The organism is Pseudomonas sp. GM18, assembly GCF_000282195.1.
Classification (GTDB): domain Bacteria; phylum Pseudomonadota; class Gammaproteobacteria; order Pseudomonadales; family Pseudomonadaceae; genus Aquipseudomonas.
Genome location: NZ_AKJT01000028.1, coordinates 52,445 through 76,065, shown reverse-complemented (window position 1 = coordinate 76,065; position 23,621 = coordinate 52,445). Strand labels below are relative to the sequence as shown.

20 protein-coding genes are annotated in these 23,621 nt (G+C 60.2%); 14 read left to right on the top strand and 6 right to left on the bottom strand.

Translation table 11 applies throughout. The annotated features are described in order from the left end of the window. Positions 1-89 precede the first annotated feature (89 nt). From PMI21_RS20760 to pcaC, 9 genes are all read left to right on the top strand, one after another. Positions 90-947 (top strand): CoA transferase subunit A, encoded by an 858-nt coding sequence (locus tag PMI21_RS20760; protein WP_007935829.1) that lies wholly within the window; start codon positions 90-92, stop codon positions 945-947. Beyond that, complete coding sequence (locus PMI21_RS20765) at positions 947-1,726, top strand: CoA-transferase subunit beta (protein WP_007935827.1); 780 nt, start codon at positions 947-949, stop codon at positions 1,724-1,726. The genes PMI21_RS20760 and PMI21_RS20765 overlap by 1 nt, the downstream gene beginning before the upstream one ends. Continuing rightward, on the top strand, positions 1,723-2,928 hold the full coding sequence (pcaF, locus tag PMI21_RS20770; RefSeq protein WP_177318278.1) for a 3-oxoadipyl-CoA thiolase: 1,206 nt from the start codon (positions 1,723-1,725) through the stop codon (positions 2,926-2,928). The genes PMI21_RS20765 and pcaF overlap by 4 nt, the downstream gene beginning before the upstream one ends. Before the next feature lie 51 nt (positions 2,929-2,979). Then, positions 2,980-3,684, top strand: a complete 705-nt coding sequence (gene pcaH, locus PMI21_RS20775; protein WP_007935822.1) for a protocatechuate 3,4-dioxygenase subunit beta — start codon at positions 2,980-2,982, stop codon at positions 3,682-3,684. Position 3,685: 1 nt separating this feature from the next. Beyond that, positions 3,686-4,252, top strand: coding sequence for a protocatechuate 3,4-dioxygenase subunit alpha (gene pcaG, locus PMI21_RS20780; RefSeq protein WP_007935821.1), 567 nt, complete (start codon positions 3,686-3,688; stop codon positions 4,250-4,252). 158 nt (positions 4,253-4,410) lie between these two features. Then, on the top strand, positions 4,411-5,706 hold the full coding sequence (locus tag PMI21_RS20785) for an MFS family transporter (protein WP_007935819.1): 1,296 nt from the start codon (positions 4,411-4,413) through the stop codon (positions 5,704-5,706). Positions 5,707-5,751: 45 nt separating this feature from the next. Next, entirely contained in the window at positions 5,752-7,116 is a 1,365-nt protein-coding gene (locus PMI21_RS20790) for a 3-carboxy-cis,cis-muconate cycloisomerase (protein WP_007935813.1), read from the top strand. 11 nt (positions 7,117-7,127) lie between these two features. Next, positions 7,128-7,934 (top strand): 3-oxoadipate enol-lactonase, encoded by an 807-nt coding sequence (gene pcaD / locus PMI21_RS20795; RefSeq protein WP_007935811.1) that lies wholly within the window; start codon positions 7,128-7,130, stop codon positions 7,932-7,934. Positions 7,935-7,944: 10 nt separating this feature from the next. Further along, positions 7,945-8,337, top strand: coding sequence for a 4-carboxymuconolactone decarboxylase (pcaC, locus tag PMI21_RS20800; protein ID WP_007935810.1), 393 nt, complete (start codon positions 7,945-7,947; stop codon positions 8,335-8,337). Between the two features lie 118 nt (positions 8,338-8,455). Here pcaC and PMI21_RS20805 read toward each other — a convergent pair whose 3' ends face one another. Beyond that, positions 8,456-9,715 (bottom strand): OprD family porin, encoded by a 1,260-nt coding sequence (locus PMI21_RS20805; RefSeq protein ID WP_007935809.1) that lies wholly within the window; start codon positions 9,713-9,715, stop codon positions 8,456-8,458. Positions 9,716-10,335: 620 nt separating this feature from the next. Here PMI21_RS20805 and PMI21_RS20810 point away from each other — a divergent pair. The 4 genes from PMI21_RS20810 (at position 10,336) to PMI21_RS20825 (ending at position 14,349) form a co-directional block, all read left to right on the top strand. Then, a complete protein-coding gene (locus tag PMI21_RS20810; RefSeq protein ID WP_007935808.1) occupies positions 10,336-10,599 on the top strand; it encodes an Os1348 family RiPP precursor in 264 nt (87 codons plus the stop codon). 111 nt (positions 10,600-10,710) lie between these two features. Next, entirely contained in the window at positions 10,711-11,187 is a 477-nt protein-coding gene (locus PMI21_RS20815) for a GNAT family N-acetyltransferase (RefSeq protein ID WP_007935807.1), read from the top strand. Between the two features lie 14 nt (positions 11,188-11,201). Continuing rightward, positions 11,202-12,362, top strand: a complete 1,161-nt coding sequence (locus PMI21_RS20820; RefSeq protein ID WP_007935806.1) for an aKG-HExxH-type peptide beta-hydroxylase — start codon at positions 11,202-11,204, stop codon at positions 12,360-12,362. Between the two features lie 16 nt (positions 12,363-12,378). Further along, the gene (locus PMI21_RS20825; RefSeq protein ID WP_007935805.1) at positions 12,379-14,349 is read left to right on the top strand and encodes a multinuclear nonheme iron-dependent oxidase; all 1,971 of its coding nucleotides are present in this window, start codon (positions 12,379-12,381) and stop codon (positions 14,347-14,349) included. A gap of 71 nt (positions 14,350-14,420) precedes the next feature. Here PMI21_RS20825 and emhC read toward each other — a convergent pair whose 3' ends face one another. Genes emhC through emhA form a run of 3 tightly spaced genes read right to left on the bottom strand, consistent with a single transcriptional unit; the run spans position 14,421 to position 20,206 of the window. After that, positions 14,421-15,881: an efflux RND transporter outer membrane subunit EmhC gene (emhC, locus tag PMI21_RS20830; RefSeq protein WP_007935804.1), complete on the bottom strand. Its 1,461-nt coding sequence runs from the start codon at positions 15,879-15,881 to the stop codon at positions 14,421-14,423. After that, positions 15,881-19,042 (bottom strand): efflux RND transporter permease subunit EmhB, encoded by a 3,162-nt coding sequence (gene emhB / locus PMI21_RS20835; protein ID WP_007935803.1) that lies wholly within the window; start codon positions 19,040-19,042, stop codon positions 15,881-15,883. Before emhB ends, emhC begins: the two co-directional genes overlap by 1 nt. A gap of 3 nt (positions 19,043-19,045) precedes the next feature. Beyond that, a complete protein-coding gene (gene emhA, locus PMI21_RS20840) occupies positions 19,046-20,206 on the bottom strand; it encodes an efflux RND transporter periplasmic adaptor subunit EmhA (RefSeq protein WP_007935802.1) in 1,161 nt (386 codons plus the stop codon). A 265-nt stretch (positions 20,207-20,471) separates the two neighbouring features. Here emhA and emhR point away from each other — a divergent pair, with 265 nt between their 5' ends. Then, positions 20,472-21,104 carry an efflux system transcriptional repressor EmhR gene (gene emhR, locus PMI21_RS20845; protein ID WP_007935798.1) on the top strand — a complete coding sequence of 211 codons (633 nt, stop codon included), beginning with the start codon at positions 20,472-20,474 and terminating at the stop codon, positions 21,102-21,104. Positions 21,105-21,383: 279 nt separating this feature from the next. Here the strand turns inward: emhR and PMI21_RS20850 are convergent, their stop codons facing one another. Then, positions 21,384-22,433 (bottom strand): alkene reductase, encoded by a 1,050-nt coding sequence (locus PMI21_RS20850; protein WP_007935796.1) that lies wholly within the window; start codon positions 22,431-22,433, stop codon positions 21,384-21,386. Between the two features lie 14 nt (positions 22,434-22,447). Next, entirely contained in the window at positions 22,448-23,620 is a 1,173-nt protein-coding gene (locus tag PMI21_RS20855) for an MFS transporter (RefSeq protein ID WP_007935794.1), read from the bottom strand. Position 23,621 lies beyond the last annotated feature (1 nt).

Below are 23,621 nucleotides of genomic sequence, written 5' to 3'. Positions count from 1 at the left end.
TCCAGAGGCTTAATCTTCAGTCATTCCGGCGCTGCGCATCGGCGCCTTTTTCCCACACTGTCGGTTAATAATAAACGGGAGCCTGCCCCATGGCTGAAATCCTTTCGCTGCATGACGCGGTGAAGCAGTTCGTCAACGACGGCGATACCGTCGCGCTCGAAGGCTTCACTCACCTGATTCCTACGGCGGCTGGTCACGAAATCATTCGCCAGGGCAAGAAAGACCTGACCCTGGTGCGGATGACGCCTGACTTGATCTACGACCAGTTGATCGGTGCCGGTTGTGCTCGCAAACTGATTTTCTCCTGGGGTGGCAACCCCGGCGTCGGTTCGCTGCACCGTCTGCGTGACGCAGTCGAGCGGCAGTGGCCGCATGCGCTGGAAATCGAAGAACACAGCCATGCCGACCTGGCCAATGCCTACGTTGCGGGCGCTTCGGGCTTACCGTTCGCGGTACTGCGTGCCTACGCCGGTTCCGACCTGCCGAAGGTTAACCCGCTGATTAAAACCGTCACCTGTCCATTTACCGGCGAAGTGCTGGCGGCGGTGCCGTCGGTACGTCCGGACATCACCGTGATTCACGCGCAGAAAGCCGACCGTCAAGGCAACGTGCTGCTCTGGGGCATTCTCGGCGTGCAGAAAGAAGCGGCACTGGCGGCCAAACGCTGCATCGTCACCGTCGAAGAGATCGTCGACGACCTCAATGCGCCGATGAACGCTTGCGTGTTGCCGACCTGGGCCTTGAGCGCAGTCTGCCACGTACCGGGTGGCGCGCATCCGTCCTACGCCCACGGTTACACCGAGCGCGACAACCGCTTCTACCAGGCCTGGGATCTGATTGCCCGCGACCGTGAAACCTTCACCGCCTGGATCAACGAGTACATCCACGGCTGCGCTGACTTTAGCGAGTTCCAGGCCAAACTGGCCGCTGCTTCGGAGGCCAAGTAATGACTTACACCACCAATGAAATGATGACCGTCGCCGCTGCCCGCCGTTTGAAGAATGGTTCGGTGTGCTTCGTTGGTATCGGCCTGCCGTCGAAAGCTGCCAACCTGGCGCGGCTGACGTCCTCGCCTGATGTAGTCCTGATCTACGAATCGGGTCCGATCGGTGCCAAGCCGAGCGTACTGCCGTTGTCGATTGGTGACGGTGAGCTGGCGGAAACCGCCGACACCGTCGTCCCGACCGGTGAGATTTTTCGCTACTGGCTGCAGGGCGGGCGCATCGACGTCGGTTTCCTCGGCGCCGCGCAAGTCGATCGCTTCGGCAACATCAACACCACGGTTGTCGGTGACTACCATCAACCGAAAGTTCGCCTGCCGGGTGCCGGTGGCGCGCCGGAGATCGCCGGTTCCGCCAAGAGCGTGCTGATCATCCTCAAGCAGTCGGCGCGTTCGTTCGTCGACAAGCTCGACTTCATTACCTCGGTCGGCCACGGTGAGGGCGGTGATTCGCGCAAACGTCTTGGCCTGCCGGGCGCCGGTCCCGTCGGCATTATTACCGACCTGTGCATCATGGAACCGGAAGCCGGCACCCATGAGTTCGTGGTCACCGCGCTGCACCCAGGCGTGACCCGCGAGCAAGTAGTCGCGGCCACCGGTTGGGCGATTCGTTTTGCCGACACGGTTGAAAACACCGCCGAGCCAACCGAGGTCGAGCTGACCGCACTGCGTGATCTGGAAGCCCGCACCGCCGCGGCCCACGGCCAAGCACCCGGAGAAGCCTGATGCGTGACGTTTATATCTGCGATGCGATTCGTACCCCCATCGGCCGTTTCGGCGGTGGCCTGTCAGCGGTCCGCGCCGATGACCTGGCCGCCGTGCCGATCAAGGCGCTGATGGCGCGCAACCCGTCGGTGGACTGGAACGCGGTGGACGAGGTGTTCCTCGGCTGCGCCAACCAGGCCGGCGAAGACAACCGCAACGTGGCGCGCATGGCGTTGCTGCTGGCGGGGCTGCCGGAAACCATTCCCGGCGTCACCCTCAATCGCCTCTGCGCTTCGGGCATGGATGCGATTGGCACTGCGTTCCGGGCCATTGCCAGTGGCGAGATGGAGCTGGCGATTGCCGGCGGCGTCGAATCGATGTCCCGCGCACCGTTCGTGATGGGCAAGGCCGATGCGGCGTTCTCGCGCAACATGAAGCTGGAAGACACCACCATCGGCTGGCGTTTCATCAACCCGTTGATGAAAGCCCAATACGGTGTCGATGCGATGCCGCAAACCGCCGACAATGTGGCCGACGATTACCAGGTTTCCCGCGAGGATCAAGACGCTTTCGCACTGCGCAGTCAGCAACGGACAGCCGCCGCACAAGCCGCAGGATTTTTTGCCGAAGAAATCGTCGAAGTGCGCATTGCCCACAAGAAGGGTGAAACAGTGGTCAGCCAGGACGAACATCCTCGCGTCGACACCACGCTCGAAACCTTGGCCAAACTCAAACCGGTCAACGGCCCCGACAAAACCGTCACCGCCGGCAATGCCTCCGGCGTGAACGACGGTGCTGCAGCGCTGATTCTGGCCTCGGCCGAAGCCGTAAAGAAACACGGCCTGACCGCCCGCGCCAAAGTGCTCGGCATGGCCAGCGCCGGTGTCGCGCCACGGGTGATGGGCATCGGCCCGGTGCCGGCGGTGCGCAAATTGACTGAGCGCCTGGGCGTGGCGGTCAGCGATTTCGACGTGATCGAACTCAACGAAGCCTTCGCCAGCCAGGGCCTGGCGGTGCTGCGTGAACTGGGACTGGCGGATGACGCGGCCCAGGTCAACCCGAACGGTGGCGCCATTGCCTTGGGCCATCCGTTGGGCATGAGCGGTGCGCGTTTGGTGCTGACCGCACTGCATCAACTGGAAAAGACGGGCGGCAAGAAAGGTCTGGCGACCATGTGTGTCGGTGTCGGCCAGGGCCTGGCCCTGGCGATCGAACGGGTCTGACACACGGCTGTGAATAAGCAGTGTCGACTAATAAGAATTGAGGAAAGCGCAATGACTGACAAACCAGGTTACCGTCGCCCGCAGGCGGGCACTCAGCCGGAATACCTGCACCCTCCTTATCAATCCACCAACCTTCGTTCGCCGTCCAGGCCGTTGGTGTTTTTGCCTCATTCGCTGTCGGAAATCACCGGCCCGACCATCGGCGCCGAGCGTATTCAGGAGCGGGACAACGACCTGACCGCCCAGCACTCGGGCGAGCCATTGGGTGAGCGGATCATCATCCACGGCCGTGTGCTGGATGAAGACGGTCTGCCGGTGCCGGGCATTCTGGTGGAGATCTGGCAGGCCAACGCCGCCGGTCGTTACAACCATGCCCGCGACCTGCACGACGCGCCGCTGGATCCGAACTTCACCGGCACCGGCCGCACCGTGACCGATGCCGATGGCTGGTACCAGTTCCAGACCGTCAAGCCGGGCGCCTATCCGTGGGGTAACCACCACAATGCCTGGCGTCCGGCGCACATCCATTTCTCCCTGTTTGGGCCGAGTATTCTGACGCGCCTGGTGACCCAGATGTATTTCCCGGGTGACCCGTTGCTGGCTTACGACCCGATCTACAACTGCGTGCCCGATACCAGCGCCAAAGAGCGTTTGATCGCCAGTTTCGATCTGGAAAAAACCATCCCTTCCTATGCCCTCGCTTATCGTTGGGACATCGTTTTGCGCGGCCGCGACGCCACGCCGATGGAGAAATAAGATGACGCTGAACGCGACCACATCCCACACCGTCGGACCGTACTATCACATCGGCCTGACCTGGCTGAACCGTGAAGACCTGACCGTTGAACAGACCCTCGGCGAGCGTGTAGCGATCACCGGGCAAGTCGTCGATGGCAATGGCGACTTCGTCAACGACGCCATGCTCGAAGTCTGGCAGGCCAACGCCGCCGGCAAGTACGATCACCCCGAAGACGATCAGGACAAACCCCTGGACCCGAACTTCGAAGGGTTTGGCCGGGTGCCCGTGGATGCGCAAGGGCGCTTTCGCTTTACCACGATCAAGCCGGGCACCGTGGAAGGCCTGAAGGGCACGACCCAGGCGCCGCACCTGGTGGTACTGGTGTTTGCTCGCGGGTTGGTGAAGCACTTGCTGACGCGGATTTATTTCGACGGCGAGCCGGCCAACGTGGCGGATCCGCTGCTCGAATGCGTGCCTGCCGAACGCCGCGGTACTTTGCTGGCGAAGAAGGATGCTGCGGGTGTTTACCAGTGGAATGTGATTCTGCAGGGGACGGATGCGGAGACGGTGTTCTTCGATTATTGAGTGACGAGGTCTCTGCTGGCCAGGGAGCTTTTTGTGGTGAGGGGTCTAGGGCTTGCTTCGCAAGCCAACGGGGCGGTGCGGCGATCCGACAAGCCCCCTCGCCACAGCTGTTGCCAAGTATGTCTAGACTCTCACCGTCCCCACAGAGTGAAAAAACAATGACAACTCTCACAACGCTCTACACCGGTGAAGAACGCAGCAAAAGAATCTTTGCGATTGTCGGCGCCTCGTCCGGCAACCTGGTCGAGTGGTTCGACTTCTATGTCTACGCCTTCTGTGCGATCTACTTTGCCCCCGCTTTTTTCCCGTCCGACAACCCCACGGTACAGCTGGTAAACACGGCGGGCGTGTTCGCTGCCGGGTTTCTGATGCGCCCCATTGGCGGCTGGATCTTCGGCCGGCTGGCGGACAAACACGGGCGCAAGAATTCGATGCTGATCTCGATTCTGATGATGTGCTTCGGTTCGTTGCTCATCGCCTGCCTGCCGACCTACAACAGTATCGGTGTCTGGGCGCCGATCCTGCTGCTGTTTGCGCGCTTGCTGCAGGGCTTGTCGGTGGGCGGCGAATACGGCACCACCGCGACCTACATGAGTGAAGTCGCCCTCAAGGGCCAGCGTGGGTTCTTCGCGTCGTTCCAGTACGTGACGCTGATTGGCGGACAGTTGCTGGCTGTGTCGCTGGTGGTGATCCTGCAGCAGTTCCTCAACGAGGATGAATTGCGTGCCTACGGCTGGCGGATTCCGTTCGTGGTCGGTGCGGCGGCGGCGTTGATTTCGTTGTTCCTGCGTCGTGCGCTCAAGGAAACCAGCAGTAAGGAAATGCGCGAAAACAAGGACGCCGGCAGCATCGGTGCGTTGTTCCGCGATCACAAGGCTGCCTTCATCACCGTGCTGGGTTACACCGCCGGCGGTTCGCTGATTTTCTACACCTTCACCACGTACATGCAGAAGTACCTGGTGAACACCGCGGGCATGCACGCCAAGACCGCCAGCTACATCATGACCGGCGCGCTGTTCCTTTATATGTGCATGCAGCCGTTCTTCGGCATGCTCGCCGACAAGATCGGCCGGCGCAATTCGATGCTCTGGTTCGGCGCCCTCGGCACGCTGTGCACCGTACCGATCCTGTTGAGCCTGAAAAGTGTCAGCAGTCCGTTCCTGGCCTTTGTGTTGATTACCGTGGCGCTGGCGATCGTCAGTTTCTACACCTCGATCAGCGGTCTGGTGAAAGCCGAAATGTTCCCGCCAGAGGTGCGCGCCTTGGGCGTCGGCCTGGCGTATGCGGTGGCCAATGCCATCTTCGGCGGTTCGGCGGAATATGTAGCGCTGAGCCTTAAAGCCGGGGGCATGGAAAACTCGTTCTACTGGTACGTGACGGCGATGATGGCGGTGGCGTTCCTGTTCAGCCTGCGTCTGCCGAAACAGCCGAAGTATTTGGAAAACGACCTTTGATCTTTACGCGAGGGCCTCACCGGCCCTCGCCTGCAAGGACTGTTTATGAATCAGCGACCGGGCAATCAATTGTTCGATGCCTACTTCACGGCACGCGACATGCGTGGGGTGTTCTGCGATCAGGGCCGGGTTCAGGCCATGCTGGATTTCGAAGCCGCACTGGCCCGGGCCGAGGCGCGGGTGGGCTTGATTCCGCAAGCGGCTGTCGTCTCTATCGAAGCGGCCTGTAAGGCCGAGCATTACGACTTTGCCGCCCTCGGCGAGGCGATTGCCACGGCGGGCAATTCGGCGATCCCGTTGGTCAAGGCGCTGGGCAAGCAGATCGCCAAAAGCGATGCCGAAGCCGAGCGCTACGTGCATCTGGGCGCGACCAGCCAGGACGTGATGGACACCGGCCTGGTGTTGCAATTGCGCCGCGCGCTGCAACTGATCGAAACTGATCTGGCGCAGCTGGGGGATACCCTCGCGACCCAGGCCAAGCGGTACGTTGCCACGCCGCTGGCCGGGCGCACCTGGTTGCAACACGCGACACCCGTCACCCTCGGTATGAAAATCGCCGGTTGGCTGGGCGCGGTGACCCGCAGCCGTCAGCGCCTGCTGGAACTCAAGCCGCGCCTGCTGGTGCTGCAATTCGGTGGCGCCTCCGGCACCCTCGCGGCGCTCGGCGATCAGGCGATGCCGATTGCTGAAGCCTTGGCCGCGGAACTGCAACTGACCTTACCGGAACAACCCTGGCATACCCAGCGCGATCGTCTGGTGGAGTTCGGCGCGGTGCTTGGCTTGATCGCCGGCAGCCTCGGCAAACTCGGCCGCGACATCAGCCTGTTGATGCAGACCGAAGCCGGCGAAGTGTTCGAACCGTCGGCGCCGGGCAAGGGCGGTTCCTCGACCATGCCGCACAAACGCAACCCGGTGGGCGCTGCGGTGTTGATTGGTACGGCGACGCGGGTGCCGGGTTTGCTTTCGACCTTGTTCAGCGCGATGCCCCAGGAACACGAGCGCAGCCTGGGCCTGTGGCATGCCGAATGGGAAACCCTGCCGGAGATCTGCTGTTTGGTGTCGGGCAGCCTGCAGCAAGCGCTGTTGGTGGCCGACGGACTGGAAGTGGACGCGACGCGCATGACCCGCAACCTCGACCTGACCCAGGGCCTGGTGCTCGCCGAAGCGGTGAGCATCGTCCTGGCGCAACGGGTCGGTCGCGACACCGCGCACCATCTGCTGGAGCAATGCTGCAAGCGCGCGGTGGCCGAGCAACGTCATCTGCGCGCGGTACTCGGCGACGAGCCGCAAGTGACCGCCGAACTGTCGGACACTGAACTCGATCACCTGCTGGACCCCGCCCATTACCTCGGTCAGGCCCATACCTGGGTCGAGCGAGCGGTGGCTGAATATTTTGCGTTGACTGCCTGAAGGAGACTGCTGTGGCATTCGTACAACTCGCCGAGGGCGAACTGCACTACCAAATTCAAGGGCCGCAACTCGATGGACCGGCGGATGCGCCGGTACTGGTGCTGTCCAACTCACTGGGCACCGACCTGCACATGTGGGATGCGCAGATCCCGGCGTTCACCGAGCATTTCCGGGTGCTGCGTTTTGACACCCGTGGTCACGGCCAGTCATTGGTAACGCCGGGGCCGTACAGCATCGAGCAACTGGGCCACGACGTGCTGGCGCTGCTGGATGCCTTGCACATCGAGCGCGCGCATTTCTGCGGTCTGTCCATGGGCGGGCTGATCGGCCAATGGCTGGGGATCAATGCCGGTCAGCGCTTGAACAAACTGATCGTGTGCAACACCGCGGCGAAAATCGGCGATCCATCGGTGTGGAACCCGCGTATCGAAACCGTGTTGCGCGACGGCGCGGCGGCGATGGTCGCCCTGCGCGATGCGTCGATTGCACGCTGGTTCACCCCGGATTTTTCCTCGGCCAATCCGGCAGCGGCGAAGCAGATTACCGACATGCTCGCGGCCACCTCGCCTGAAGGTTACGCGGCCAATTGCGCGGCGGTGCGCGATGCCGATTTCCGTGATCAGTTGTCCTCGATCAAGGCGCCGCTGCTGGTGATCGCCGGCACCGAAGACGCGGTCACACCGCCGTCCGGCGGGCATTTCATTCAGGAACATGTGCGTGGCGCCGAGTACGCCGAGTTCTACGCCGCGCACTTGTCCAACGTTCAGGCCGGCGCTGCATTCAGCGACCGGGTGCTGGCGTTTCTTTCAGGTCATTGAGGGATTTTTTGTGGACGAGAAACAACGTTACGACGAGGGCATGAAAGTCCGCCGCGCAGTGCTCGGTGACGCCCACGTCGACCGCAGCCTGAACGCGCTGACCGAGTTCAACTCGGAGTTCCAGGAGATGATCACCCGCCACGCCTGGGGCGACATCTGGACCCGCCCGGGCCTGCCGCGCCACACCCGCAGCCTGATCACCATCGCCATGCTGATCGGCATGAACCGCAACGAAGAACTCAAACTGCACCTGCGCGCCGCCGCCAACAACGGCGTGACCCGCAGCGAGATCAAGGAAGTGATCATGCAGAGCGCGATTTATTGCGGTATTCCGGCGGCCAACGCGACGTTCCACCTGGCCGAGTCGGTGTGGGATGAGTTGGGGGTTGAATCGCGGGAGTAACTGTCCAGCACAATCCTCGTGGGAGCGGGCTTGCCCGCGATGAGGCCATAACATCCAACATATGAGTTGACTGTCAGGCCGCTATCGCGGGCAAGCCCGCTCCCACAGTTTTGTGTGTTTACAGCAGGCTGATCGGATAGCTGACGATCAACCGGTTCTCGTCGAACTCGTTGTTGCTGAAGTCGCGGCGGATGGTGGAGTTGCGCCATTTGACGTTGAGGTTTTTCAGCGTACCGCTCTGTACCGTGTAGCCCAGTTCACTTTCGCGGCCCCATTCCTTGCCGTCGCTGGTGGTGGCGGTGTGTACGTTGTCGCCGCTGATGTAGCGGTTCATCAGGGTCAGGCCCGGCACGCCCAGAGCGGCGAAGTTGTAGTCGTGGCGCACTTGCCAGGATCTTTCCTGGGCGTTGTCATAGCTGGCGTTGTAACTGTCGTTGGCCAGGGTGCCGCCACTGGTGCCGTTGACCCGCATCCAGGCGCTGTCGCCGGTGAGTTTTTGCAGGCCGACGTAGAAGGTGTTGCCACCGTATTTGGCCGAGAACAGGCCCGACCAGGTCTTGTTGTCCAGCTCGCCCGCCCGGGCGCTGCCGTCATCCTTGCCGTAGAAGAACCCGAGATTGGCGCCCAGTGTCCAGTCGCCCAGCGGTTGGGTGTGGATCAGGTTGACGTATTGCTGGCTGTAGATGTCTTTGAGTTCAGCATTCCACAGGCCGATCTGAGTGCGCTTGTCGTTGAAGACGTATTCGCCGCCCTGGAAGTTGAAGCGGTCTGACTTGAAGGCCGCTTTGCCGGTCATCGACATGTCGCTCATGCTGCTGTCGTCGCGCGGGCTGTTGGCGCGGAACTGGCCGCCGTAGAGCGTCAGGCCATCGATCTCCTTCGAGGTGATCTGGCCGCCACGGAAGGTTTGCGGCAGCGAGCGACCGTCGTCCGAACGCAGGATCGGCAGCACCGGCATCCATTCGCCGACTTTCACTTCGGTCTGGGACAGCTTTGCCTTGAACGCCACATTGGTGCGACCGAAGTTGTCCGCCGGGCGGCCATCGTGATCCAGCGGCAGCAACTGCGTCCCACCGGTGCCTTTACCGCCGTCGAGCTTGACCGAATACAACCCCAGCACGTCCATGCCGAACCCGACGGTGCCCTGGGTGAACCCGGATTTGGCGTCGAGGATAAAGCTTTGCGTCCACTCTTCAGCCTTGCCCTGGCTCTTGGTCGGATTGGTGAAGTTACGGTTGATGTAGAAGTTGCGCAGGTTCAGGTTGACCTTGGCACCTTCGACAAAGCCTGCTTCCTCGGCCAAGGCGGGCAGGGCCGCGCCGGCCAGTGCGATGGCGATCAGACTGGGAAACAAATACTGCGGGGTGGAGGAAGTCATGGACTCGGGTCTCTCTAATTGTCAGGGATAAGGCAGTACACAGCCGCAACCAAGGGGTCGCAGACAAAAAATCGAATTCGGATAAGGGGGCGGGCGGGATCAGCCGGAGCGCAGAGGGCGCGTAGTCATGGTGTCGGACCTTGTTGTTATTTATTTTTGCAGGTGCGGACAATGGTGCGAGGGATGGGCGGGGGGATTCAATTGGGGTGGATGGGGTTTTGTGCGATTAACGAACACTAATCGACGCCAGCCCGGGTGCGGACGGTATGAGGCATTCTTAATGAAATCCCATAGTTATTTGGGTTGATAAGGTGCATCCGCAGGTGTGTTCTATTAATGGCGCCTTGTTGTTTTGTTGATGTTAGATGGAAGTGTTTATTGCTTTAGTTGTAAGACGTTTCCTACAGTACTGGCTGTCATTAAAGGTATATCAATAATCGCCGGTTAAACTTAAGAATTGGTGTTGTCGGTTATCGTAAAAAGATTTAAAGAGAGCCATGGGCTTGGCTGGAAAAGAAAAGAGGCCTTGCTATATTCAAAGTCCTCAGGCGGGCAAAAGACACTCTCATGCTTCGTCAGGGGATATTTTTCGTCATGCCGAAATAACAAGGAGAAGTACCATGGGTAATAAAGTCAATCAGGAACGTTTGGCCTCGGTTCTGGGACGGGCCGTGCTGGACGAAAAATTTGCCAGCGCCTTACACAGTGATCCGGCAGGGGCGGCTAAAAATATTGGCGTGCACTTAAGTACCGACGAGGTCGCAGCGGTTAAAGGTATTGATGCTGCAAAACTGACGGCAGCTTCCTCCAGCATTCGGAACAACCTGGGGATACGCGCGGTATTTGATACACAGAACCAGCAGCAACAAGCGCGCATGGATTAACGGTGGGTGATGCCATTTGGCGTGCCACGAAAGGTGGGCTTTTACGGTGGTACGCCGAATGGCCTTATCAGACTCATGACCTGAAGCGCTCGGGCACGGAGTGAATGATTCATGTCTGTCACCTTGGCTCCAATGAATGACGCGGACTTTGTGACGTTCGCCGAAAGAGCCCTTGCTGAATATGGCGACGGGATGGTCGCCGCCGGCGAGTGGGGCCAGGAGGAGGCGCCGCAAAGGGCACGAAGCGTCTTCGAGCAATTGTTGCCGCAAGGGCGATTGACTGAAAAGAATCAACTTTGGGTGATCCAGGATCAAGCGCGGCGTATCGGTGAATTATGGGTTGCCGAACGACACGCTGGCGCCGGTCGGATCGCCTTCATTCTGGATATTTACATTGACCCCGGCGAGCGCCGCCAGGGTTATGCAAAACAGTCGCTGCTGGCCCTGGAGTCATGGGCGAGCCAGGCGGGATGCAGGGAAGTGCGGTTGCATGTCTTTGGTCGCAACGATGCGGCGCGTCGTCTTTATGAACAACTGGGTTATGGCATTGCCAGTCTGACAATGGCGAAGCCGTTGCCGCCAACCTAAGGGAAGGTTGAGAAATGGACATCGGTAACAGTGGTCAACGTGAGCTATCGGTCGAGGATTTATTTCAGGGCACGACCTTCCTTGCGGATTCGGAGCCTTCGCGATTTGAAGTCTTGCTGGAGCGTGTCAGTCGAAATCGATACACCAGCTTTGTTGCGCTGTACACCGAACTTTTTCAGTTGTTTCCCAACGCTCCGCATCTGGCAGAGTTTTTCGAGCAGGCATTTAATCTTATCGTTCCGCCGACCCGTGAACAGCGCTTGATTATTAATGATCCGGTGTTTCAAGTGTGGAATGTGCTGACGGCTCATTATGCCAATCTGGTCATTACGAAAAAGACAGAGGACAGGAGTGAGCTGGAAAAAATGCTATTCGAATTTCCACAGATGTTAGTGCGCGTTAAAGCATCCGACAGTTCCCGCGTGAATCATTATTGCCCCCCAGTGCATCGGTTCGATGTCGATCCGTTGGTAGCGATAGTGATGCCGCCCAGCTATGAGTTTCCGGAAGATGAAGCCGTTCGTAAACAGTTGGAGCGTAGCGGTTACTCCGTACGGTTTTTTTGCGATGTGGTGAACATTGCCCTGTTGCGCATAGAGCACACTTGGCCCGCCTGCCGCGAACAAATCAAAAAACTGGTCAAGTCGATTTTTTATTTACCCGATGGTTCATTTCGAAGCTGTTCGGCGTCCCGCTTCACCGGAATCATTCTGTTGTCGAGCCGGGATGATTCGATACTCGATCTGGAAGAGTCGCTGGTGCATGAGGCCACTCATCAGTTGCTCTATCACATTGTCGAGGCGTGCCCGGTCGTTAAGGAAGAAACCTCGCGGGAGCCGCTGTACACCTTGCCGTGGTCGGGACAGAAGCGTGACTTTTATGGCTACTTCCACGCGTTTTACGTGTACATCGCGTTGGTCAAATACCTGGGGCGGGTTCGTTCGCGTTCGACCGATGAGCTGCAACGGGCGCAAAACCGTCTGTTGTACATTCTGCGAGGCTTGATCAAGGCATTGCCGGACTTCGAGGCCAGCACTGAATTCACCCCCCAAGGACGTCAACTTCTGGAAAACCTCGCCAAAGAGGTCAGAACACTGGAAAACCAATATGCCGGGCTGTTGGCGATATCGGGGACTGATACTGAGCAACAACGCTTGCTGGGTCTGACCGCCTGAAGCCGGGGAGGCTCACATGGGGATGTTTGATGCCTCGTCCTATCCCGAGGCCGGAGTAGGGCTGGAATACCATTTGCCACGGCACAGGGCGCAGGCTGACCGGTCGGAGGAAGGACTCGACCCGACTGTCGAGCGAATTCTCGCGGAGGGCCTGCCGCATTTCGATTACGTCGAGTTTCAGCCGACCCACTGCATTCTTCAGCCTCGTTTACTTGACGTCAGCGCTAACGTACCGAGCCTGCTGCATTCGTCCAGTTTGTCACTGGGCAGCGTGGGCATCGCGATGGATCGCGAGTTTCTGCACATGACGCGGCGACTGTGCGACAAAACCCGCTCGCCATGGCTGGCCGAGCATATTTCCTGGTCGCGTTTCCACGGTGGCGACACGCAGCACTTCATTTTGCCGACCCTGGCCCAAGAGGTGGCGGACACGGTGGTGGCCAATGCCATCGAATTGCGCGAGCTCACGGCAACGCTGCTGGTGCTGGAAAACGCACCGCGGTTGTTTTCATTGCCGGGCGCACAAGAGCAGTCCGAAGGCGAGTTCATTTCCAGTGTGGTGGAGCGCAGCGGTTCGGGCTTTCTGCTGGACCTCGACAGTGCGATGGCGACCGCCAGAACCCAGGGTTACGACCTGAACGACTATTTGCGTTCGTTGCCGCTGGACCGGCTGATTGAAATTCACACCGGCCATCCGCGGCGGGATTGGGACATTTTACGTGAATTGTTTAGGTCATCCCCGGTGAAAGCGATCACCCTGGAGTGGGATATTTCGCGCAAAACCGATGACGCGGAACTGTTGACCTTGATCAAGGCCATCAAGTCCTTGAGGCCCAAGGCTCTGTTCTGGCAGGGGCTTGATCAACAGGGTGATCAACAGACGCCGTCGGAAGGTGCGCAGACCCTGCTGAAACTCCGGGAAAGCACTTGGCTCAGCGTTGGTTCGGCATCGTTTTTTATCCGGGACCGGCAGCAGGACCTGAGCCTGGAGTTTGACGTGTCGTTGCTGCCGTTACTGCGCCACTTCCTGAGCCCGCAGACGCTGGAGAGCGCCTTGTTGCTGCCGGGGGTTTTGCAGAGTCCTGCGCAGGACGACAACCTGGCGTTCCTGAGAACGCTGGTCAGCCACGGTGTTTTGCTGCCCGTCGCCAATCAATCGGACAGCGCCCCGACCGAGGAGAATAAACATCCGCTCAACCTGTGGACCCGCTGGGACGCGGCGCTGGAGTTTTACCTGAGTACCCGGACCGGCTCGCACACGCCCTACATCAGCGTTGCCGAGCTGGAAACGGAGCTGGAGCAAAAGGCCTCGACGCGACGCCAGCCGTCGGCGTTCAAGGACTATTGGTCGCATCCGTTCATTGCCCTGGAAAACCCGCTGCTGCCTGCCTGCGCGATCGCTCAGCCGACGCTGCTGGACTCACTGTGCAATCGCCGCACGTCGCGAACCTTCAGTGATCAGCCGTTGAGTTCGGCGCAGCTGTCTTTGTTGCTCTATTACACCTGGGGCGCGACGGTCATGGAGCACAACCGCATGGGCGACTACTTCCTGAAGAAGACCTCGCCGGCCGGCGGTTCGCTGCAGGGCACCGAGGTGTATGCGGTGCTGATGAATGTGCAAGGTTTCGAGCGGGGTCTTTACCACTATTCGGTACGTCGCCACGGGCTGGAGCTGCTTTCCCTGGAAGATCCGCGGGCCTGGATCAGCGAGGCCTGTGGCGGTCAGACATGGATCAAGGATGCGGCAGCGGTGTTCGTTTCCACGGCGCGGGTCGAGCGAATGGCCTGGAAATACGAATTCAGCCGCGCATTGCGGGTAGCGCTGATGGATGCCGGGCATCTGAGTCAGACCTTTTCACTGCTGGCCACCGCTCTGGGCCTGGGCAGCTTCACCACTGCGGCGTTACGCGACGAAATGTTCGAAAACCGCTTGGGGCTCGATTATCTGGAGGAGCCGGTGTTTCTGGTCAATGGAGTCGGGGGCTGATACGTAAACACTGCCTTTTTCACGGCCAACAAAAAGCCCACCAAAAGGTGGGCTTCGTGTTTACGGCGCTATCAGAATAACTTCATCTTCGGCGCTTCTTCTTTCAACGGCTCGTTCTTCGCCGTCTGTTCATTCCAGCCACCGCCCAATGCCTTGTACAGATTGACCGCGCTGGTCAGCTGCGCCAGACGGTCGGTGATCAGTGCCTGTTGGGCACTGAACAGCTGACGCTGGGCATCGAGGAAGGTCAGGTTGCTGTCGACACCGATGCGATAACGACGCTCGGCCAGACGGTAGTAGTCCTGGTTGGCGCTGACGAAATCACGCTGAGCCTGCAACTGCTCGGTGTAGGTCTGGCGTGCGGCCAGGCCATCGGCGACTTCCTGGAAGGCCGTTTGAATGGACTTCTCGTAGTTCGCCACGCTGATGTCTTTCTGGATCTTGGAGTAATCCAGGCTGGCGCGCAGACTGCCGGCGTTGAAGATCGGCAGGTTGATTTGCGGCTGGAACAACCAGGTGCCCGAACCACCCTTGAACAGACCGGACAGGTCCGGGCTCAGGGAGCCGGCATTGGCGGTCAGGCTGATGCTCGGGAAGAACGCCGCCCGTGCCGCGCCGATGTTGGCGTTGGCAGCCTTGAGGTTGTATTCGGCCTGGAGGATGTCCGGACGGCGTTGCAGCAAGTCCGACGGCAGGCCGGCCGGCACTTCGCTCAGCAGATCGTCCGACAGAGGCTTGGCCGCTTGCAGATTGCCCGGGATACCGGTGCCGAGCAGCAGCACCAGGCTGTTTTCATCCTGGGCGACCTGACGGGTGTATCTGGCCAGTTGCGCACGGGCGTTCTCCACCGAGGTACGCGACTGGGCCAGATCCAGCGCCGAGGCTACACCCACTTCGTTGCTGCGCGAGGTGAGCTTGTAGCTTTCCTCGAAGGCACCGAGGGTTTCCTGGGTCAGCTTCAGCAGTTCCTTGTCGGCCTGCCAGGTCAGGTAGGCATTGGCCACGCTGGCCACCAGACTGATCTGCGTGCTGCGGCGCGCTTCTTCAGTGGCGAAGTACTTCTGCAGGGCTGCTTCGCTCAGGCTGCGCACCCGACCGAACAGGTCGAGTTCATAGGCGCTGATACCGACGGTGGCCGAGTAGGAGCTGCTGATGGCCGCGTTACCGGATTGTGAGGAGCGTGCCGGAACCCGCTGACGACTGCCGCTGCCGGTGGCCGAAACCGCCGGGAACAGGTCGGCGCGCTGGATGCGGTATTGAGCCGCATAAGCGTCGATGTTCAGCGCCGCGACGCGCAGGTCACGGTTGTTCTCCAGCGCGGTCTGAATCACCTGTTGCAGCGCAGGGTCGTGGAAAAACTGCTTCCAGCCCTGTTCGGCGGCGGCCTGGTTGGGCGCCTGGGCCGGCGAATATGCCGGGCCTTGCGGGTATTGGCCCGCCACCGGAGCTTCAGGCCGCTGATAATCGGGTATCAGTGAGCAGCCACTTAGCACGATAGCCGTGACTGCCAGGGAGAGTAGCGACTTGCTCATTAGCCAGCCTCTTGAGAAGTTTCAATGGCGTCATCCTGGTCGGCGACTTTGCGCTGGCCCATGGACGACACGGTGACGAAGAACAACGGAACCCAGAAGATCGCCAGGATTGTGGCCGTTAGCATACCGCCAATCACCCCGGTACCGATCGCATGTTGGCTACCCGAACCTGCGCCCGTGGAAATGGCCAGCGGTACCACGCCGAGCACGAATGCGAGCGAGGTCATGATGATCGGTCGCAGACGCATCCGGCAGGCTTCGATCGCTGCATCGCGCAGGCTACGCCCTTGCTCATGCAGTTCCTTGGCGAACTCGACGATCAGAATGGCGTTTTTCGCCGCCAGGCCGATGGTGGTCAACAGTCCCACCTGGAAGTACACGTCGTTGGACAGGCCGCGCAGGCTGGTTGCCATCAGCGCACCGATGATCCCCAGCGGCACGACCAGCATGACCGCGATCGGGATCGACCAGCTTTCATACAACGCGGCCAGACACAGGAACACCATCAGCAGCGACAAGGCGTACAGCGCTGGCGCTTGCGAGCCGGACAGACGTTCCTCGTACGACAGGCCGGTCCAGGAAATACCGACACCAGCCGGCAGTTTCTTGGCCAGGGCTTCGACTTCGGCCATGGCTTCACCGGTGGAATAGCCGGGCGCCGGGGCACCGAGGATTTCCATCGCTTCCACGCCGTTGTAACGGGCCAGTTTCGGCGAACCGTAGATCCATTCACCCCTGGCGAACGCCGAGAACGGAACCATGGTGCCGGCGCTGTTGCGCACGTACCACTTCTTCAGGTCTTCAGGGCTCATGCGAGCGCCGGGCAGGCCTTGCACGTAAACCTTCTTCACACGACCGCGGTCGATGAAGTCGTTCACATAGCTACTGCCCAGGGCAATCGACAGAGTGTTGTTGATGTCGGTGAGGGTCACGCCCAGGGCGCTGGCTTTCTCATCGTCGATTTCCAGCTGGTATTGCGGCTCGTCATTCAGGCCGTTCGGACGGACTTGCGACAGGACCTTGCTTTGCGCCGCCATGCCGAGGAACTGGTTGCGGGCTTCCATCAGCTTGTTGTGACCGATACCGGCGCGGTCCTGAAGGAACACATCGAAACCGGTGGCGTTACCCAGTTCCAGTACCGCTGGTGGCGCGAAGGCAAACACCATGGCATCGCGGAAGGTAAAGAAGTGCTGTTGGGCACGGGCCGCCAGTTTGAACACGCTGTTGTCGGCGTTACGTTCGTCCCACGGTTTGAGCATGATGAACGCCATGCCCGAACTCTGGCCACGGCCGGCGAAGTTGAAGCCGGTCACGGTGAACACCGAGGCCACCGCATCGCCTTCACCGCCATCCTTGCTCGGACGCAGCAGGAACTCGCGCATTTCATCCACGACCACTTGCGTGCGCTGGGAGGTGGAACCGGCCGGGGTTTGCACCTGAGCAAACAGTACACCCTGGTCTTCTTCCGGCAGGAACGCCGTTGGAATGCGGGTGAACAGCCAGATCATGCCGACCAGGATGATCAGGTACGCCAGCAGGTACGGAGCCTTGTACGCGAGCATATTGCCGACGCCGCGCTCGTAGCTTTTGACGCCACGGTCGAAGTTGCGGTTGAACCAGCCGAAGAAGCCGCGTTTCGGTGTGCCGTGCTCGCCTTTCGGAATCGCCTTGAGCATGGTGGCGCAGAGCGCCGGGGTGAAGATCAACGCAACCATCACCGACAAGGCCATGGCCGAAACGATGGTGATCGAGAACTGCTTGTAGATCACACCGGTGGAGCCACTGAAGAACGCCATCGGCAGCAGTACCGCCGACAGCACCAGGGCAATACCGACCAGTGCACCCTGGATCTGCCCCATGGATTTCTTGGTGGCCTCCTTGGGCGACAGGCCTTCTTCGCTCATGACCCGTTCGACGTTTTCCACCACGACGATGGCATCGTCCACCAGCAAGCCGATGGCCAGCACCATACCGAACATGGTCAGGGTGTTGATGCTGAAGCCGAACGCCGCGAGGATCCCGAACGTACCCAGCAATACCACCGGCACGGTCATCGTGGTGATGACGGTGGCGCGGAAGTTTTGCAGGAACAGGAACATCACCAGGAACACCAGCACGATCGCTTCGACCAGGGTTTCAACCACACCCTTGATCGACTCGGTCACCACCGGAGTGGTGTCGTACGGGAACACCACTTCCATCCCTTGCGGGAAGAACGGTTTCAGGTCGTTGATGGTTTTGCGCAGGGCCTTGGCGGTATCGAGGGCGTTGGCACCGTTGGCCAGTTTCACCGCCAGACCGGAAGCCGGGCTGCCGTTGAACTGGGCGCTGACGCTGTAGTTCTCGCCGCCCAGGCCTACTTCGGCGACGTCTTTGAGGCGGACCTGCGAGCCGTCCTTGTTGACCTTAAGCAGGATTTCCTTGAACTGCTCGGCGGTCTGCAGGCGGGTCTTGCCGATGATCGTAGCGTTCAGTTGCTGGCCGGGCAGGGCAGGCAAGCCACCAAGTTGACCGGACGAGACCTGGACGTTCTGCGCCGCGATGGCGGTTTTCACGTCCACCGGGGTCAGGTTGAAGTTGTTCAACCTGGCCGGGTCGAGCCAGATCCGCATCGCGTACTGGGCACCGAAGACCTGGAAGTCACCGACACCGGCGGTCCGCGAGATCGGGTCCTGCATGTTCGACACGATGTAGTTGGACAGGTCGTCCTTGGTCATGCTGCCGTCGCGCGACACCACGCCGATGACCATCAGGAAGTTTTTCACCGACTTGGTCACGCGGATACCCTGCTGCTGCACTTCTTGCGGCAGCAGCGGGGTGGCCAGGTTCAGTTTGTTCTGGACCTGAACCTGGGCGGTATCGGAGCTGGTGCCCTGCTCGAAGGTCGCGGTAATGGTCATGCTGCCGTCGGAGTTACTTTCCGAGGAGACATAACGCAGGTTGTCGATACCGTTGAGCTGTTGCTCGATCACCTGCACCACGGTGTCTTGCACGGTTTGTGCAGACGCGCCCGGGTAAGTCACAGAGATCGCAATGGCCGGAGGCGCAATGCTCGGGTATTGGTTGATCGGCAGTTTGAGGATCGATAAAGCCCCGACCAGCATGATCACCAGGGCAATTACCCAGGCGAAAATCGGACGGTCGATAAAAAATTTCGACATGGTTTACTCCCCTTTGCCGCCGACAGCGGTATTAGCGGCCTGTGCGGGGATCGGGCTCTTTTTGGCGCCAACGTTGGTGGCTTCAGTGGCCTTGACTTCAACGCCAGGTCTGACGAATTGCAGCCCTTCGGTGATCAGGCGATCGCCTGCCTTCAGACCGTCTTCAACCAGCCATTGGTTGCCGACAGTACGGCTGGCCTTGAGCTGACGCAGTTCAACTTTGTTGTCTGGGCCGACGACCAGCGCGGTCGGGGTGCCTTTGAGGTCGCGGGTCACGCCTTGTTGCGGCGCCAGAATCGCCGCGCTGTTCACGCCGGATTGCAACTGAGCGTGAACGAACATGCCCGGCAGCAGGGTGTGATCAGGGTTCGGGAACACCGCGCGCAAAGTCACGGAACCGGTGGTCTGGTCAACCGAGACTTCGGAAAACTCGAGCTTGCCGTCCACGGCGTACTGGCTGCCGTCTTCCAGAGTCAGCTTGACCGCAGCGGCGTTGTCGCCCGCCTTTTGCAGGCGACCGCTTTCCAGTTCGCGGCGCAGCTCAAGCAGCTCCACCGAGGACTGGGTCACGTCGACGTAGATCGGGTCCAGCTGCTGGATGACGGCCATGGCGTCAGTCTGGCCGCTGCTGACCAGCGCGCCTTCCGTCACCGACGAACGACCGATGCGACCGGAGATCGGTGCGTAAACCTTGGTGTAGCGCACGTTGATCTGGGCGGTCTGCAGGGACGCTTCCGATTGCAGGCGGTTGGCCAGCGCCGTGTCGTATTCCTGACGGCTGACGGCCTGTTCGTCGACCAGTTGCTTGTAGCGGTCGGAGATCGACTTGGTCGAACGCAGGTTGGCTTCGGCGCTTTTCAGGGTCGCGTCATAGACCGACGGGTCGATCTGATACAGCTGCTGACCGGCCTTGACGTCGCCGCCTTCCTTGAACAGTCGTTTGAGAATGATGCCGTTGACCTGTGGGCGAACTTCGGCAATGCGGAACGCACTGGTGCGCCCCGGAAGTTCGGACGTCAGGGTGAAGGCTTGTGGTTGCAGGGTTACGACGCCGACCTGAGGGGCTGGTGCGGCAGGTGCCGCCTCTTCCTTTTTACATCCGCTGAGCAGCGATGCCAGGGCGACGGCAGTAACCAGAGCGGTAACAGCTGGCTTGAGTTGCATGAAGATCCTCGGGTCAGGCGCGCAAATTGCGCACAAGAAATGTGGAAGGGTAAAAAAATTCTACCGGGTGGATAAGTAGCTTGCTAAGGAATATACTTACGTTCATGGTTGTTTGTAAATACCTTGGCGGTGTACCCACACCGTTACAAAAGCCGTCCAAAGATTTGAATTGTAGGCCTGAGACGAAGCCCGAAAACGCTCGCCCCACTTTTATTCAGCGGATGTTCAGACATCGCTGAGGCACCCTGATTGAGGTTTTACTGCCATGGTCCGTCGCACCAAAGAGGAAGCTCAAGAAACCCGAAGCCAGATACTCGAAGCGGCAGAAAAAGCCTTTTTCGAACGGGGCGTGGCACGCACGACGCTGGCGGATATCGCTACCCTGGCCGGGGTGACTCGCGGGGCCATCTACTGGCATTTCAGTAACAAGGCGGATCTGCTGCAGGCGATGCTCGATACCTTGCATGAGCCGCTGAATGAAATGGCCAAGGCCAGTGAAAGCGAAGATGAACTCGACCCGCTGGGCTGCATGCGCAAGTTGCTGATTCATTTGTTTCATCAAGTTGCACTGGACCCGAAAACCCGACGCATCAACGAGATTCTGTTTCATAAGTGCGAATTCACCGATGAAATGTGCGATCTGCGCCAGCAGCGCCAAACGGCCAGTCTCGATTGCAATGTGCGAATCGCGCTGGCCCTGAGTAATGCGGTGAATCGCGGGCAATTGCCGGAAGACCTCGACACTGCCCGCGCAGCCATCAGCCTGCATGCGTACATCGATGGCATCCTGTATCAGTGGCTGCTGGCTCCCGACAGTTTTCAACTGCACACCGAAGCCGAGCGTTGGGTCGATACAGGATTGGATATGCTGCGCTTGAGTCCCAGTCTGCGCAATTGAAACAAAATGCGTAACTGGATCCGTTTGTGTCAATTCTCGAAGCGGGGGAATGTCCCTGCTTCGCTCACCTTTGTGTAATGGGGTGCTTTTATATACGTACGCTCATCAGGTTGATAGGTAGCGAGCTACGTATTTTGTAGGGATTTTGTGTCGCGTGTGTGAATGAATGTGAAGACCCCGGGTTACAAGGGGGCAATAGCGCAAATACTGACTAGATCTTCCATACGCAAAAGCCCCGGCTCTTTCGAGTCGGGGCTTTTGCATTTCAACGGTTGAGGCTTACAGCGCCGGATAGTCGATATAACCAACCGGGCCCTTGCCGTAGAACAGTTCCGGACGCGGCTCGTTCAACGGCGCATCGGCCTTCAAGCGCGCCGGCAGGTCCGGGTTGGCGATAAACGGTACGCCGAAAGCCACCGCGTCGGCCTTGCCGCTGGCCAGCCACTCGTTGGCGCTGTCCTTGGTGAAGCGTTCGTTGGCGATGTACGGACCGCCGAAGGCTTCTTTCAGTTGTGGGCCGAGGCTGTCGGCGCCTTCTTTTTCGCGCGAGCAGATGAACGCGATACCGCGTTTGCCCAGTTCGCGGGCGACATAGGTGAAGGTTTCGGCCAGGTTGTCGTCGCCCATGTCATGGGAATCGGCGCGCGGTGCCAGGTGCACGCCGACGCGGCCAGCGCCCCAGACTTCGATCGCGGCGTCAGTCACTTCCAGCAACAGGCGCGCACGGTTTTCCAGGGAGCCGCCATAGTTGTCGGTGCGCTGGTTGGTGCTGCTTTGCAGGAACTGGTCGAGCAGGTAACCGTTGGCGCCGTGGATTTCCACGCCGTCGAAACCGGCGGCCTTGGCATTCTCGGCACCCACGCGGTAAGCGTCGACGATGTCGGCGATTTCAGCGGTTTCCAGGGCGCGCGGGGTTGGGTAGTCGGCCAATGGACGAACCAGGCTGACATGGCCTTTAGGCTGGATGGCACTTGGTGCGACCGGCGCTTCGCCGTTCAGGTACAAAGGGTGGGAAACCCGACCCACGTGCCACAGTTGCAGGAAGATTTTGCCGCCCGCGCCGTGGATCGCTTTGGTCACGTTGCTCCAGCCGCGCACCTGGTCGTTGGACCAGATACCGGGCGTGTCCGGGTAACCGACGCCCATCGGCGTGACCGACGTGGCCTCGCTGAGAATCAGGCCGGCAGAAGCGCGCTGCACGTAGTACTCGGCCATCAGCGCGTTCGGCACACGACCTTCGTCGGCGCGGCAGCGGGTCAGCGGTGCCATGATGATGCGGTTGGCCAACTCGAGGTCGCCCAGTTTGATCGGATCGAAAATAGTCGTCATTGAATAGCTCTCTTTTAGCGATCAGTTAGTAGCGGGGCCAGTTCGGCATCGCCGCTCTGACGGAAAGTAATCAGGGTCACCAGCAGGGCGAGCACCGCCAGTGCGGCGGCCGCGAGTGGCACGCGGGTCAGGCCGAAGCCGTGGGCGATGACGCTGCCGCCGACCCAGGCACCGAGTGCGTTGCCGACGTTGAAGGCGCCGATGTTCAGGGTCGACACCAGGTTCGGAGCAGCCTTGCCGAAGGTCACCACGTTGACTTGCAGTGCCGGCACGGCGGCAAAGCACGCGGTGGCCCAGAGGAACAAGGTGATTTCGGTCGGGATCACAGCGACGCTGGTCCAGGTCAGCACGGTGGAGACCAACGCCATGGTGATGAACACGCCGATCAGCGTCGCAGCCATGCCTTTGTCAGCCAGCTTGCCGCCGATGATGTTGCCGACCGTCAGGCCCAGGCCAATGAGCACCAGGGTCCAGGTCACGCCGCGTGGCGAGACACCGGTGACTTCGCCCAGCAGCGGCGCGACATAGGTGAACAAGGTGAAGACCGACGCGGCGAACAGGGCGGTCATGCTCAACGACAACCAGATACCGGCACCCTTGAGGGCGCGCAGTTCGGCGCGCATGTCGAGTTTTTCTTCATCGCGCTTGGCTGGCAGGAAGCGGATCAGGCCGATCAGCGCAATCACACCAATCACGGTCACCGCCCAGAAGGTCGAACGCCAGCCAGCTTCCTGACCGAGCGCGGTGCCCAGTGGTACGCCGAGGACGTTGGCCAAGGTCAGGCCGGTGAACATCAGGGCTACGGCCGACGCACGTTTGTTGGCCGGTACCAGACCTGCCGCCACTACCGAACCGATGCCGAAGAAAGCGCCGTGGCACAGGGCCGTGACCACTCGGGCAAACATCAGGACGTTGTAGTCACTGGCCAGGGCGCAGAGCAGGTTGCCGATGATGAAAATCCCCATCAACGCTACCAATGCGGCCTTGCGCGGCAGCCTGGCGGTGGCCAGTGCCATGAACGGCGCGCCGATGGCCACGCCCAGGGCGTAACCGGTCACCAGCCAGCCGGCGCCGGGGATCGACACGCCGAGGTCCGCCGCCACATCGGGCAGCAAGCCCATGATGACGAACTCGGTGGTGCCGATGGCGAAGGCGCTCAAGGCCAGAATGAGTAGTGAGAGGGGCATT

What these genes read in the sequence shown, in the direction of transcription:
- PMI21_RS20760 (WP_007935829.1), top strand. Translation starts at nt 90, where the DNA reads ATGGCTGAAATCCTTTCGCTGCATGACGCGGTGAAGCAGTTCGTCAAC.
- PMI21_RS20765 (WP_007935827.1), top strand. Translation starts at nt 947, where the DNA reads ATGACTTACACCACCAATGAAATGATGACCGTCGCCGCTGCCCGCCGT.
- pcaH (WP_007935822.1), top strand. Translation starts at nt 2,980, where the DNA reads ATGACTGACAAACCAGGTTACCGTCGCCCGCAGGCGGGCACTCAGCCG.
- pcaG (WP_007935821.1), top strand. Translation starts at nt 3,686, where the DNA reads ATGACGCTGAACGCGACCACATCCCACACCGTCGGACCGTACTATCAC.
- PMI21_RS20785 (WP_007935819.1), top strand. Translation starts at nt 4,411, where the DNA reads ATGACAACTCTCACAACGCTCTACACCGGTGAAGAACGCAGCAAAAGA.
- PMI21_RS20790 (WP_007935813.1), top strand. Translation starts at nt 5,752, where the DNA reads ATGAATCAGCGACCGGGCAATCAATTGTTCGATGCCTACTTCACGGCA.
- PMI21_RS20805 (WP_007935809.1), bottom strand. Translation starts at nt 9,715, where the DNA reads ATGACTTCCTCCACCCCGCAGTATTTGTTTCCCAGTCTGATCGCCATC.
- PMI21_RS20810 (WP_007935808.1), top strand. Translation starts at nt 10,336, where the DNA reads ATGGGTAATAAAGTCAATCAGGAACGTTTGGCCTCGGTTCTGGGACGG.
- PMI21_RS20815 (WP_007935807.1), top strand. Translation starts at nt 10,711, where the DNA reads ATGTCTGTCACCTTGGCTCCAATGAATGACGCGGACTTTGTGACGTTC.
- PMI21_RS20820 (WP_007935806.1), top strand. Translation starts at nt 11,202, where the DNA reads ATGGACATCGGTAACAGTGGTCAACGTGAGCTATCGGTCGAGGATTTA.
- PMI21_RS20825 (WP_007935805.1), top strand. Translation starts at nt 12,379, where the DNA reads ATGGGGATGTTTGATGCCTCGTCCTATCCCGAGGCCGGAGTAGGGCTG.
- emhC (WP_007935804.1), bottom strand. Translation starts at nt 15,881, where the DNA reads ATGAGCAAGTCGCTACTCTCCCTGGCAGTCACGGCTATCGTGCTAAGT.
- emhB (WP_007935803.1), bottom strand. Translation starts at nt 19,042, where the DNA reads ATGTCGAAATTTTTTATCGACCGTCCGATTTTCGCCTGGGTAATTGCC.
- emhA (WP_007935802.1), bottom strand. Translation starts at nt 20,206, where the DNA reads ATGCAACTCAAGCCAGCTGTTACCGCTCTGGTTACTGCCGTCGCCCTG.
- emhR (WP_007935798.1), top strand. Translation starts at nt 20,472, where the DNA reads ATGGTCCGTCGCACCAAAGAGGAAGCTCAAGAAACCCGAAGCCAGATA.
- PMI21_RS20850 (WP_007935796.1), bottom strand. Translation starts at nt 22,433, where the DNA reads ATGACGACTATTTTCGATCCGATCAAACTGGGCGACCTCGAGTTGGCC.
- PMI21_RS20855 (WP_007935794.1), bottom strand. Translation starts at nt 23,620, where the DNA reads ATGCCCCTCTCACTACTCATTCTGGCCTTGAGCGCCTTCGCCATCGGC.